Below are 12,305 nucleotides of genomic sequence, written 5' to 3'. Positions count from 1 at the left end.
CGACCATCGCGGACGCCACGGCGGCGCCCGGCACCCCCGTCAGGCCCCGCTTCCCCCGTCCCATCGGGCTTCCCGCATGTCCACCCGGTCGCCGCTCGGGCGCATCGGTGTGGCCTCGGCCGCGTAGTGGGATCGGGCACGTACGAGGTGCCCCTCGGCGGGGCGCCCGTCCGAGCGCACCACCCGCCACCAGGGCACCGCCCCGCCCCAGCGGGACATCACCGACCCCACCTGCCGGGGGCCGCCCCGACCGACGTACTCCGCGATGTCGCCGTAACTCATGACCCGGCCCGGCGGGATCCGTTCGACCACCGAGAGGACCTCCTCGGTGTACTCGTCGACGGGCTCCGACTCGTCCTCGCCGGGTTCTCGGGGGTGGGGCTCGACCATGCGCCGAGCCTATCCACCCCCGCCGACACTCGTCGGTGTCGGCTACTCGGACACGACGTTCATGTGGGTGCCCCACGCCAGCTCCGGGTCGCGCCTGCGCGCCGCGCGGGCCTGCACCAGCCCGTAGGCGCCCAGGGCGGCGATGATCGCGCCACCCACCCACGCCGTGATCGCGGCCCCCAGGACGTCGGTGTAGCCCAGCGCCCACGGCAGGACGAACAGCAGGACCCCGGCCGCCGTCACGCCGAGCTCGGTCACCAGCGCTCCGGGCCTGGTCAGGGACATCGTGGCCATGACGATGACCGCCAGGCCCACCAGGAGGAACGTCGCCCCGGAGAAGCCGTACATCCCGTGCCCGACCCAGCTCAGACCCACGGCGAGTCCGAGGACGACCGTGGCCACGTCCGCCCAGCGTCCCTTCTCACGCATCACGCCACCTCCTCGCGGCAGGGGCCGGTGCCGAGGGTCGACAGCGCGCCCCGTGCGTGATTCGTACCCATCTATCCCACTTGGTAGGGCTTCGGGCCAGGGAAAACTCCACCCGGAAACACGAAGGGCGGCGCCGGTGCTCCGGCGCCGCCCTCTCGGTTCGCTAGTACTCGGGCAGGCTCGGGTCGACCTGGTTGATCCAGGCCAGCACGCCGCCGCCCACGTGCACGGCGTCGGAGAACCCGGCGGCCTGCACGGCGGCCAGCGCCTCCGCCGAGCGCACGCCGGACTTGCAGTGCAGGACCACGCGCTTGTCCTGGGGCAGCTGCTCGAAGGCCTTGCCGTTGAGGAACTCGCCCTTGGGGATGAGCGTGGAGCCCGGGATGCTGACGATCTCGTACTCGTTCTTCTCGCGCACGTCCACGAGGAAGATCTCGTCGGGCTTGTTGTCCAGCAGCTCCTTGAGCTCCGGAGCGGTGATGGTGGAGCCCGAGGCGGCCTCGGTGGCCTCCTCGGACACGGCGCCGCAGAAGGCCTCGTAGTCGATGAGCTCCGTGACCGGCTCGGTGTCCGGGTCCTTGCGGACCTTCACCTCGCGCCAGGTCATCTCCAGGGCGTCGAAGATGAGCAGGCGGCCGACCAGCGGGTCACCGATGCCGGTGATGAGCTTGATCGCCTCGTTGACCATCACCGAGCCGATGGACGCGCAGAGCACGCCCAGGACGCCGCCCTCGGCGCAGGAGGGGACCATGCCGGGCGGCGGGGGCTCCGGGTAGAGGTCGCGGTACTGCGGCCCGTACTCGTTCCAGAAGACGCTGACCTGACCGTCGAACCGGTAGATCGAACCCCACACGTAGGGCTTGTTCAGGATGACGGCGGCGTCGTTGACCAGGTACCGGGTGGCGAAGTTGTCCGTGCCGTCCAGGATCAGGTCGTAGCCCGCGAGGATGTCCAACGCGTTGTCGGACTCCAGGCGGTCCTGGTGCAGGATGACCTCGACGTTGGGGTTCACGTCCTTGATGCTGTCCCGGGCGGACTCCGCCTTGGGACGGCCGACGTCGCTCTGCCCGTGGATGATCTGACGCTGGAGGTTCGACTCGTCGACGACGTCGAAGTCGATGATGCCGAGCGTGCCCACACCGGCGGCGGCCAGGTAGAGCAGGGCCGGGGAACCGAGACCGCCCGCGCCGACGACCAGCACCTTGGCGTTCTTCAGGCGCTTCTGGCCGTCCATGCCCACGTCGGGGATGATCAGGTGGCGCGAGTAGCGGCGCACCTCGTCCACGGTCAGCTCGGCGGCTGGTTCGACCAGCGGCGGCAGCGACACGGTGACTCCTCATGACTGTTCGGATCGCTCCGCGTCCACCTGGGGGGCGGTGCGCGGAGCTGCTTGCAGTTATACCCAACCTAACGGGTGGGGTATTCCATTCCCACCCCGGGTGGGCGTGGTACTCGTCGCTTCCTGACCTCCGTCAACCACCGAGGCCCGGGGGTTCATTCCACGCGGTGCGCGGCGGTCGGCCGCGCGGCTCCCCTTGCCCCGACACCCGGCGCGGGTAGTGTCACTCGTACGCTCCGCGACGATGTTGGGAGGACCCGGTGGCAACTGACAGTGGGAACCGACGCACCGCCCCCGTGGAGGAGGACCCCGCCTCGGCGGTGCCCGAGGCCGACGCGGCCGAGCAGCGCGAACAGGCGGACGACGGCGAACCCCGTGAGGACTGGACCGAACGGGCCTCGGAGGAGAACTTCGACCAGGCGGACGAGGCCGACGTGATCGAGCAGGTCCGGGAGGCCGGACAGGACGAGGACGAACGCCGCTGACCACGGGCGTCCCTCCGTCCTCACCGCCCACACCGAACCTACGCCGGAGTAGGATGGGAAAAAAGCTGCGGGCCGCGTCACAGAGCCGAGGCCGGGCCCGACAGCGTCAGCCACGCAGATGTCCGGTGAACGGCGTGCATCTGCAATGCCGAGTTCGGAGGGTGTGGGTGTGACAGCTCCATCAGACGCCCGCGCCCGGGGCACGCGACTGCCCCGGGTCCGGCGCCGCCGCCAACTCCTGGCAGCGGCTCAGGAGGTCTTCGTCGCCCGCGGCTACCACGCCGCGGCGATGGACGAGATCGCGGACCGCGCGGGAGTCAGCAAGCCGGTCCTGTACCAGCACTTCCCCGGGAAGCTGGAGCTCTACCTGGCCCTTCTGGAGGAACACTCCGAGGCCCTGGTCGAGAAGCAGCGGGAGGCGCTGGAGAGCACCGACGACAACCGTCAGCGCGTCACCGCCAGTTTCCAGGCCTACTTCGACTTCGTCGCGGGCGACGGAGAGGCGTTCCGGCTGGTCTTCGAGTCCGACCTGCGCAATCTCCCGGCCGTCCGGGAGAAGAGCGAGCAGACGTTCCAGCGCTGCGCGGAGCTGATCGGCAAGGTGATCCGCCAGGACACCAGCATCTCCGACGACGAGGCGCACCTGCTCAGCATCGCGCTGGTCGGCATGGCCGAGACCAGTGCCCGGTACTGGCTGAACAACCACGGAGCGATCCCCAAGGACGCCGCCGAGCAGCTGGTGGCCCGGCTGGCCTGGCGCGGGATCAGCGGCTGGGACCTGACCCGGCCCGCCGACGAGGACGAGACCGGGGACTGACCCCCGGGCCGCACACGTCACGGCCCCCAGAACACGATCGTGTTCCGGGGGCCGTTCTTCTTTTTCCGCAATTACGCCCCGGCATTGTCCCGAATCACCGGTCGAAAAAGAACCACAGAATGGCCATTCCTCGTCCAAGACTGGGCAATCAACGCGACACCGGCATTCGGAACGGTTCAATTATCGTGCGACGGGTATCGCGGAACTGAGAAGTAACGCGCTTCTCTTCGCCGTATCCGCCCGGCACCGGCAACCGGTCAACCGGACGGAACCGACGATTCGGGGGTGAGGACGTATGGACATCGGTCAGGGCCTGATGGACGCCTGGCAGACGGTGGCGGGTTTCGTGCCGTTGCTGCTGGGCTTCCTGGTGATCCTGGTACTGGGCTGGATCATCGCCTGGTTCGTGGGGAAGGGCGTCGCCAAGGGCCTGCACAGCGTCGGTCTGGACCGCGCACTGCACCGCGGAGGCGTGGGCGAGTACTTCGAGCGCAGCCGCTGGACCGCCAGCGAGCTGGGCGGGAAGATCATCTACTACGTCGGCCTGTTGTTCGTGCTGACGCTGGCGTTCAACGTCTTCGGACCGAACCCGGTCAGCACGCTGCTCAACGACGTCATCGCCTGGATTCCGCACGGCATCGTGGCGCTGGTGATCGTCGTGGTGGCGGCCATGATCGCCAAGGCCGTCCGGGACCTGATCACCGGTGCCCTGGGAGCGCTGTCCTACGGCCGCTTCCTGGCCAACGTGGCGGCCGTGGCCGTCCTGGCCCTCGGTGTCATCGCCGCGCTGAACCAGATGGGCGTGGCCACGACCGTCACCCTTCCGGTGCTGGTCGCGGTGCTCGGCACCATCGGCGGCATCCTGGTGGTCGGCGTCGGAGGCGGACTCATCCGGCCGATGCAGTCCCGCTGGACGAACTGGCTGGACGCGGCCGAGCGCGAGACCGCCCGCGTGAGCGGCGGCGAGAGCAGCTACAAGGCGGGACGCGAGGCGGCCATGGGCCGACCCGGCGCCACCGCGGAGGAGGGCTCCAAGGAGGAGGCCTCCAGCCTTCCGGGGCAGCGCGGGAGGGGCGGTGAGCCCACCTCGTAGCCGCGAGGGAACAGAGCAGCAGTAGAGGGCGGGGCCGTCGGCCTCGCCCTCGTCGTGTGTGCGCCGCCGGTGCGGCGCCCCGTCACAGGAACTCGGAGTCCCGCAGCTCCTGCCGGGACAGGCTCTCGATACGTCGGAACGCCAGCACGCCCGTGGCGATCATCGGCAGGAACGCCAGCCAGAAGACGACGCTCCTGGGACCGGTGAACACCATCGACACGAGCGCGACGACGAAGATCAGTGCGAAAAGCGCGAAGTCGACGCGATCCTGTTGGATCAGGACGCCGACCGGTGGGCGCGCCGCCCCATGCCGACCGCTCCTCATTCGCTTTCCTTTCTCGCGGCTCTTCGGGCCGCTCCGCCGGTCACGGTGCCCGGGTACCGCCTCGCCCCTGGAACACCGAGAATGCCACGTTGCATTCCGCAGGCCACTGGAACCGGCGCGGTGCGCCGATCCGGGTCGGGCCGTCGTGGTTCACCGGTGCCAATTCAGCGTACGCCCAAGAGGCGGCTTCCGCCGGAGAACCAGAAGGGCGATGACAGCGAGAGGAATCGCGTCGCAGATCACACCCGCCTGCGGACGTCACCAACCTAGCGGACGAAACCACGGTCCTTCGCCAGTCGGCAGATCGCGAGAATACGGAGTGTCTCCCAGTCATAGCTGGCGTCCTCGGAGTCCCAGCCGCGTTCGAGGCAGCCGTCGAGGAATCCGTGCAGGTACGTTCCGAGCGTGTTGGCGGTGAGCTCGGCGCCGCCGGAGACGATGCCTTCGCACACCTGTGCGGCGTGCTGGTCCAGCTCAGCGCTCATCCAGGGAGGCACCGGCGCGTCGAGGGGGCCGATCTTGTGGAAGTCACGGGTGAGTCCGGCCAGCGGGTGGCGCACGGAGGTCCCACGGGGCATGGAAGTACCTACTCGCGTGGTCAGGAGACGGGAAACTCCATCGACTCTATGTGCGCCGAGCCAATGGATCGTAACGAATGTGTTGGAAATTACCCGCTCTTGACCAAGTGGGACCAAGTCCCGGTCAAACTCCCGAGAAGGCGGCAACCACCACCGGACGGGCGATCCGGACGCCTATTCGGCCAGACCCATGGCGGAGAGTCGGGCCGCGTGCCCCTCCGTGAGCGAGGCGAACATCCGGCTGACGGCGGCGAGGTCGCCCAGACCCGAGTCGCCCGCCCTCCCGTTCCGCTCGGCCACCTTCGGGTCACGCGCCAGCAGCGCGGCCAGCCGGGGCCGGTCCACGGCCACCGCCTGCGCCTGGCTCAGCGCCTCCCCCACCAGGCGACGGGCCCACAGGGACAGGCGCCCGGCCAGCTTCGGGTCCTCCGCGAGTGCGGCGCGCACCTGGCCGGCGACGAACTCGGCCCGCTCGGTCTCCGCCAGCACGTCCTCGACGAGGGCGCGGGTGTCGGCGTCGGCCAGCTCGGCGACCCTGCGGTAGAAGTCACCCGCGATGCCGTCACCGACATAGGTCTTGACCAGGCTCTCCAGCCAGCTCTGCGGTTCGGTGCGCTCGTGCCAGGCGTCCAGCGGCCGCAGGAACGGGGCCATGGCCTCCTCCGGGTCCACCCCGAGCTCCGCCAGGCGCCGGTGGAGCGCCTGGTAGTGGTTCTGTTCCGTGGCGGCCAGACCGGCCAGCTGACCCTTGGTCCGCAGCGAGGGCGCCAGACCGGCGTCGTCGGCCAGACGGAAGAAGGAACCGAGCTCGGCGTAGGCGAGCAGGCCGAGCAGATCGATCACGCCGGGATCGGCAGAGGAGCCTTGGGTCATGCCCGTCAGGGTATCGTCCGGCCCCTCCTGCACCCAATCGGGGACTAAACGCCTCCTGGGAACGGTTGCACCGGCTGGGAGCGGGTACGGTCACGCCCGTCGGAGCCCGCCACGCGGCGGGGTCCACAGCACAGTGACCAGCTATGTGCACCGGGCTAACCAGCAGCTAGACTCAGCGTGATGACCGGCGCGCACGATCGCGGCGCCGCGTCCCGCACCCCCGCGACGCGGGCCCTCCCGCGCGCACCTTCCGGCGCCGCGGACGCGGGCGCCCAGCGACGTGCCAGCCGGACACCACAACGTGTCCTCACGAGCAGTGCGGCGTGAGGGAGCAACGGCCCACGCGCCCAGCTACGCACCGCACACGACAATCCAGCGGATGGAACCGAGACATCGTGACCAGGGAACCCCCCGGGCCGCGCGGGTCCAGTCGGCAGCGCCACCGGGGCTCCCTCGCCGAAGCGGGAACCGGTGAGCCGCGCCCTCCGCGGCGGCCAGAAGCCGCCCGCGACCGCACCCCGCCGCGGCCACGAACAACGCTGCGGCCCGCCTAGATGGAGGCTTGAGCCCTGAGCAGCACAGAAGCATCAACGACACCCACGACCACCTTCCGCGACCTCGGCGTGAGCCCGGAGATCGCGGACGCCCTGGAGGCGGAGGGGATCATCTCCCCGTTCCCGATCCAGGAACTCGCCCTGCCCATCGCGCTGAACGGCAGCGACATCATCGGCCAGGCGCGCACCGGCACCGGCAAGACCCTCGCCTTCGGTCTTCCGCTGCTCCAGCGCGCGCAGGACAAGCCGGGCACGTCCAAGCGGCCCCGCGCCCTGGTCGTCGTCCCCACCCGTGAGCTGGCCATCCAGGTGGCCGCCGACCTCACCACCGCCAGCAAGCGCAGCGGCGGCCGCATCCTGACCGTCTACGGCGGTCGCTCCTACGAGCCGCAGATCAACGGGCTCAAGGAGGGCGTCGACGTCGTCGTCGGCACCCCGGGCCGTCTGCTCGACCTGGAGAACCAGAAGCACCTGCGGCTGGACGAGGTCGCGGCGGTGGTCCTGGACGAGGCCGACAAGATGCTCGACCTCGGTTTCCTCCCGGACATCGAGCGCATCCTCAAGAAGATCCCGACCGAGCGCCAGGTGATGCTCTTCTCGGCCACCATGCCGAGCGAGATCGTCACGCTCTCCCGGAACTACCTGCGCCAGCCCACCCACGTGCGGGCCGGCGACGACAACGAGATCGACGGCTCGGCCATCACCAAGCGGATCGCCCAGCACGCGTTCCGCACCCACCAGATGGACAAGCCCGAGATGCTGGCCCGGCTCCTCCAGTCCGAGGACCACGGCCAGAGCATGGTGTTCTGCCAGACCAAGCGGGCCTGCGACCGCGTCGCCGGGGAACTCAAGGACCGCGGCTTCGCCGCCGCGGCCGTCCACGGTGACCTCGGCCAGAGCCAGCGTGAGCGCGCTCTGCGGGCCTTCCGCAACGGCAAGATCAACATCCTGGTCGCCACCGACGTGGCCGCCCGCGGACTGGACGTCGACGACGTGACCCACGTGGTCAACTACGAGACGCCCGAGGACGAGAAGACCTACACGCACCGCATCGGCCGCACCGGCCGCGCGGGGCGTACCGGTACCGCGGTCACGTTCGTGGACTGGCAGGAGATGCCGCGCTGGAAGCTGATCAACGGCGCCCTCGACCTGGACTTCCACGAGCCCGAGGAGACCTACTCCACCTCGCCGCACTTCTTCGAGTCGCTGCGCATCCCCAAGGGGACCAAGGGCAAGCTGGCCATGGACAAGCGCGGGGAGCACGCTGGTCTGGAGGCCGAGGAGGTCGAGGACATCGGTGACACCGGGCAGCCGCGCGGCGGCGACCGGGGCGGCCGCAAGGGCCGTGGTGACCGCAAGGAGCGCGGCGAGCGCGGTGAGCAGGGAGGCCGTAAGGCTTCCACCACCCGCGACCGCGACCGCGGCCGTTCGCGCCGACGCACCCGCAGCGGTGAGAACGTCGGCCGCTCCGAGGGCACGGCGGAGAAGGCCGCGGTGAAGGCCGACGTCCCCGCCAAGGGCCCGGAGCAGTCCGGCGAGGGTGACGGGGCCCGCCGGGTCCGCCGTCGTCGTCGCACCCGGGGCGCCGTGCGCCGCGACCCCGAGAACACCTGAATCACCTGATCCGAGAACGGTCGAATCCGCGTCGGGTACCCCCGGACCGGTAGTCCCATCGTCTAGGGTGGCCCGACGTGAGTACACCTGAGTTCCTCGATCCGCCGCCGGGTGTGCGGCGCACGGACCTGCGTCTTTCGTATGGTCCGGTGGCCGCACTCCGGGCCCAGCCCACCTCCGGCGGCACAGTCCTCGCCCCCGCTGTCCTGGTGCACGGTTTCACCGGCAGCAAGGAGGACTTCATCGCCCTCCTCCAGAGCCTGGCCCAGGCCGGGCGGGAGGTGGTGGCGATCGACCTGCCCGGCACGTACCGTTCGCCGGGCCCCGAGACCCTCACCCCGCCGCCCGGGGTCGAGCTGCCCGACTACCGCCTTTCCTCCCTGGGCGCGGTGGTCGGGGAGGTGCTCGACGTCGTCGGCGACGGCGGCCCCGTTCACCTGGTGGGGCACTCCTTCGGCGGCCTGGTCTGCCAGGAGGCGGCGCTGACCGAGCTCGCGCCGCTGGCCTCCCTCACCCTGATGTGCTCCGGCCCCGGTGCCCTGAGCGGCCCCGCGGCGGACCGGGCACGCAACCTCATCGCCGCGCTGTCGATGGACCCCACCCCGGAACGGCTCCGGACGCTGTGGGACGAGCGCTTCGCCGCCGAGGCGCGCGCCCGCACGGCCAAGCCCGAGGTCGTGGACTTCCTGCGCGAGCGGTTCCTGGACACGAGTGCCCTGGCCTTCATCCGGATGGCCGAGGACCTCCTGGGCGCCCGGGACCGGATCGACGAACTGGCCGGGGTCGACCTCCCCGCCCTGGTCCTGTACGGCGAGAACGACGACGCCTGGCCGCTGGCCGAGCAGGACGGCATGGCCGAGCGCCTGGGCGCGCGGCGGCTGGTGGTTCCCGGCGCGGGCCACTCCCCCAACGTGGAGGCCCCCGAGACCACGTCGAGCGCGCTCACGGACTTCTGGAACGAGACGGAGTCCGTCGGTCGGCGCTGAGCCCCGTCGCGGACTCGTGGCAGCTGGAAACGGCCGGGTGGCCGCCCCCGTGGGGAGCGGCCACCCGGCCGTTCGCGGGTCCGGAGGGATCAGACCCAGGAGTCGAAGTTGCGGCCCTCGGCCTCGACCGTGGTGGACGGGCCGCGGTCCGGGAGGACGCGGGTGTCCGGCGGCAGGGACAGCAGGCCCTCTCCGATGGACGCGAGCTGAGTGGTGTAGTCGATGTACGTGTTGCCGACCATGCCCGGCTCGCCCTTGCGGAGGATGTCACCGCTGAACACGGCGCCGAGCTCGCTCACGTAGTAGCCGACGGAGCCGTTGGTGGTGCCGGGCAGGGCCAGGACGTCGATGTGCAGGTCACCGATGTCCAGGGCGCCCTCACCCTCGACGTCGATCTCGGGGCGGTGCTCCGCGCCGTGGAGGCGGCGCCAGGCACGCATCTCGCGGGGGTGCAGGGCGATGTCGGCCTCGGTCTCCTGGGCGATGGCCAGGGCCGACTCGATGTGGGGGCTGTAGCCGTTGGTGCAGGCCACCAGGTAGACCTCGCGGTCACCGACGGCCTTCAGGATCGCCTCGGCGTCGTGGGCGGGGTCGATGACCACGACTCCGTCCTTGTCGGCCTCGATGATCCACGTGTTGCTGATGATGTCGTACTTCTCGCCGTCGAACTCGAAGGTCCCGGCGGTGCGGACACGGGTGACGCCGTCGGAGTCGGGGCCGGTGACTCCGACCTCCACCGCCTCGTCGTCCTCGTCCTCGTCCACGGACGCGGCGGCGGTCTCGTCCTCCGCCTTGTCCTCGTCCTCCGCCTCGGCGTCGGTCTCGGCGGCGGTCTCGTCGGCGGTCTCGTCGGCGTCGTCCTCGGACTCACCGGCCCCGTCGGCCTTGGCGTCGTCGTCCTCGGTCTTCTCCGCGTCGGTCTCGGTCTGCTCGGACCCGGAGTCCTCGGCGTCGGGCTGGTCCTCGGCCCTGACGTCCTTCTCCTCCGCCTTCGCGTCCTCGGACCCGACCGCGTCGGTCTCGGTCTCCTCGGTGGTGTCCTCCGCGACCTCCGCAGCGGAATCGGTGGCCTCCTGGCCGTCCTGCTTCTTCGGCTTCCGCTTCCAGAACACGGCTACAGACCTCTCATCCAGGGGTAAGTGCTACAACACTGCGACCATTCTCGCGTCCCCGCGCAGTGGTCCGTACCGTACCGAACACCGGGCTCCGGCGGCAGGTCACCCCACGATCAGCGGAACCCCGGTCGCGGGGGCCGTGAGCTCCTCGAACGCCTCGGGCGCCGTGGTACGGCAGCCCAGCCGGTGCCCGGTCAGGGATCCGTGGTCGTCACTGGATCCGGTCACCACCACACCCAGATCGGCGGCGACGCCCCGCCAGAACTTGCGCTGGGTCCGGTTGTGCGAGGGGTGGTCGGCCTCGATCCCGCCCAGACCGGCCGCCGCCATGCGCTCGGTCAGCTCCACCGGAACGGCGCCGTTGGTGGCGCCCTCGGCCCGCCCCGGGTGGGCCAGGGAGCAGACCCCGCCCGCCTCCCGGACCAGTTCGACGGCGCGGACGGGGTCGATCGCGTACCGGGACGCGTAGGCGGGGCCGCCCGAACCGATCCACTTGTCGAAGGCGTCCTGCACGTCCCGGGCCGCGCCCGCCTCCACCACCGCGCGTGCCAGGTGGGGGCGGCCGATGGTGTTGGCGTCGGCGTACTCCGGCTCGCCCGCCCCGGCGATCTCCAGCACCCGCTCCCAGGTCACGTCCACGCCGTGCTCCTGGAGTTTGCCCACCATCTCCTCGGCCCGCGAGGCCCGGTCCGACCGGACGCGGCGGAGCTCGGCGGCCAGACCGGCGGAGTCGGGGTCGAACAGGTAGGAGACCAGGTGGACGCTGGAGCCCTCATAGGCGCAGGACAGTTCCATGCCGGGGACCAGGGTGAACCCGGACGGCAGGTGCTCCGCGGCCTCCCCGATCCCGCCGACCGTGTCGTGGTCGGTCAGGGCGAGTACGTCGAGTCCGGCGGCGACCGCGTACGCGATGACCTCGGCTGGGGCGTCGGTTCCGTCGGAGACCGAGCTGTGGGAGTGCAGGTCGATACGTGTCACCGGGCGATTGTACGTAAGCGGGGGCGTTCCCGCTCGGTACGGGGCCCGGCCCCGGTCAGTCCTGTTCGCCGTCGACCACCAGGATCCGGCTGAGGAACGGGCTGGGCGCCCCGAACGGCGGTTCCAGGGCGACGCCGCCGTCCCGGAGGTCGCGCAGGTCGCGCAGTGAGCTGACCTCGCACATCACCAGACCGGTGTCGGCGGAGGCGAAGACCAGCCACAGCCAGTGGGAGAGCGCCTCACCGGCGTAGGCGGCTCGGTCGCGCCCCACGTCCAGGTTCCACAGCGCCATCTCGTGCCCGTCGAAGCGCACCTTGGCGTCGGGCGGGCCGGAGTCGAAGCCGTGGCCGGGGTCGGGCCCCTCCAGACCGGCGATGCGGGCGCCCAGGCCGATCCCCGGGTCCTCCGCGACGATCACCGCCTCACCCACGCCGCCGAGCGGGTTGGGGCCGGACAGGGCCACGGCCACCGCCAGGGCGCCGCTGCGCTCGTCCCCGACCTCCGCGAACCCGGTGACCACCCACCCCGTCGGCAGCGGCCACGGGACCCACACGGGGACCCCGGCCTGTGCGAGGAGGGTGTCGAGTGCGGCGGGGCCGGGTGCCCGTACGCCCTGGAGGGGTGCCACCGCCCCGTGGGCGTCACACCTCCACGCGCTGGTCCACAACCCCGGGGGTTGTACGGCGCGTCCGCAACGTGGACACGAGGGCTGGGCTTTCATGTCCTACG

At 70.8% G+C, this 12,305-nt stretch carries 14 protein-coding genes; 5 read left to right on the top strand and 9 right to left on the bottom strand.

From position 1 onward, the window contains the following. Positions 1-39: 39 nt before the first annotated feature. The 3 genes from AC0VYL_RS04645 to moeZ all read right to left on the bottom strand — a co-directional run bounded on the left by AC0VYL_RS04645 (position 40) and on the right by moeZ (position 2,146). Positions 40-390 (bottom strand): MGMT family protein, encoded by a 351-nt coding sequence (locus AC0VYL_RS04645; RefSeq protein WP_475459557.1) that lies wholly within the window; start codon positions 388-390, stop codon positions 40-42. A 42-nt stretch (positions 391-432) separates the two neighbouring features. Beyond that, positions 433-819, bottom strand: a complete 387-nt coding sequence (locus tag AC0VYL_RS04640) for an SPW repeat domain-containing protein (RefSeq protein ID WP_475459554.1) — start codon at positions 817-819, stop codon at positions 433-435. Positions 820-982: 163 nt separating this feature from the next. Next, positions 983-2,146: an adenylyltransferase/sulfurtransferase MoeZ gene (moeZ, locus tag AC0VYL_RS04635; RefSeq protein WP_475459552.1), complete on the bottom strand. Its 1,164-nt coding sequence runs from the start codon at positions 2,144-2,146 to the stop codon at positions 983-985. A gap of 272 nt (positions 2,147-2,418) precedes the next feature. Here moeZ and AC0VYL_RS04630 point away from each other — a divergent pair, with 272 nt between their 5' ends. The 3 genes from AC0VYL_RS04630 (at position 2,419) to AC0VYL_RS04620 (ending at position 4,553) form a co-directional block, all read left to right on the top strand. Continuing rightward, entirely contained in the window at positions 2,419-2,643 is a 225-nt protein-coding gene (locus AC0VYL_RS04630) for a hypothetical protein (RefSeq protein ID WP_475482417.1), read from the top strand. Positions 2,644-2,812: 169 nt separating this feature from the next. Beyond that, on the top strand, positions 2,813-3,460 hold the full coding sequence (locus AC0VYL_RS04625; protein ID WP_475459548.1) for a TetR/AcrR family transcriptional regulator: 648 nt from the start codon (positions 2,813-2,815) through the stop codon (positions 3,458-3,460). A 295-nt stretch (positions 3,461-3,755) separates the two neighbouring features. After that, the gene (locus tag AC0VYL_RS04620) at positions 3,756-4,553 is read left to right on the top strand and encodes a membrane protein (RefSeq protein ID WP_475459546.1); all 798 of its coding nucleotides are present in this window, start codon (positions 3,756-3,758) and stop codon (positions 4,551-4,553) included. A gap of 82 nt (positions 4,554-4,635) precedes the next feature. Here AC0VYL_RS04620 and AC0VYL_RS04615 read toward each other — a convergent pair whose 3' ends face one another. From AC0VYL_RS04615 to AC0VYL_RS04605, 3 genes are all read right to left on the bottom strand, one after another. Further along, positions 4,636-4,878, bottom strand: coding sequence for a hypothetical protein (locus AC0VYL_RS04615; RefSeq protein WP_475459543.1), 243 nt, complete (start codon positions 4,876-4,878; stop codon positions 4,636-4,638). 266 nt (positions 4,879-5,144) lie between these two features. Continuing rightward, positions 5,145-5,456 carry a DUF6401 family natural product biosynthesis protein gene (locus AC0VYL_RS04610; protein ID WP_378747907.1) on the bottom strand — a complete coding sequence of 104 codons (312 nt, stop codon included), beginning with the start codon at positions 5,454-5,456 and terminating at the stop codon, positions 5,145-5,147. Between the two features lie 174 nt (positions 5,457-5,630). Further along, a complete protein-coding gene (locus AC0VYL_RS04605) occupies positions 5,631-6,329 on the bottom strand; it encodes a ferritin-like fold-containing protein (RefSeq protein WP_475459540.1) in 699 nt (232 codons plus the stop codon). A 623-nt stretch (positions 6,330-6,952) separates the two neighbouring features. On the opposite strand from AC0VYL_RS04605, the gene AC0VYL_RS04600 reads away from it, so the two are divergent. After that, the gene (locus AC0VYL_RS04600; RefSeq protein WP_475482416.1) at positions 6,953-8,497 is read left to right on the top strand and encodes a DEAD/DEAH box helicase; all 1,545 of its coding nucleotides are present in this window, start codon (positions 6,953-6,955) and stop codon (positions 8,495-8,497) included. Positions 8,498-8,574: 77 nt separating this feature from the next. Further along, positions 8,575-9,483 carry an alpha/beta fold hydrolase gene (locus AC0VYL_RS04595; protein WP_475482415.1) on the top strand — a complete coding sequence of 303 codons (909 nt, stop codon included), beginning with the start codon at positions 8,575-8,577 and terminating at the stop codon, positions 9,481-9,483. Positions 9,484-9,572: 89 nt separating this feature from the next. Here AC0VYL_RS04595 and AC0VYL_RS04590 read toward each other — a convergent pair whose 3' ends face one another. From AC0VYL_RS04590 to AC0VYL_RS04580, 3 genes are all read right to left on the bottom strand, one after another. Continuing rightward, positions 9,573-10,595 (bottom strand): MBL fold metallo-hydrolase, encoded by a 1,023-nt coding sequence (locus tag AC0VYL_RS04590; protein ID WP_475482414.1) that lies wholly within the window; start codon positions 10,593-10,595, stop codon positions 9,573-9,575. 105 nt (positions 10,596-10,700) lie between these two features. Next, on the bottom strand, positions 10,701-11,576 hold the full coding sequence (locus tag AC0VYL_RS04585; RefSeq protein ID WP_475482413.1) for a PHP domain-containing protein: 876 nt from the start codon (positions 11,574-11,576) through the stop codon (positions 10,701-10,703). A 55-nt stretch (positions 11,577-11,631) separates the two neighbouring features. Further along, on the bottom strand, positions 11,632-12,297 hold the full coding sequence (locus tag AC0VYL_RS04580) for a DUF6758 family protein (RefSeq protein WP_475459530.1): 666 nt from the start codon (positions 12,295-12,297) through the stop codon (positions 11,632-11,634). Positions 12,298-12,305: the final 8 nt, after the last annotated feature.

The sequence above is a fragment of the Nocardiopsis sp. iso_238 genome, from assembly GCF_056173325.1.
The sequence above is the reverse complement of the archived record's forward strand: the minus strand, read 5'-3'. Positions and strand labels throughout refer to the sequence as shown.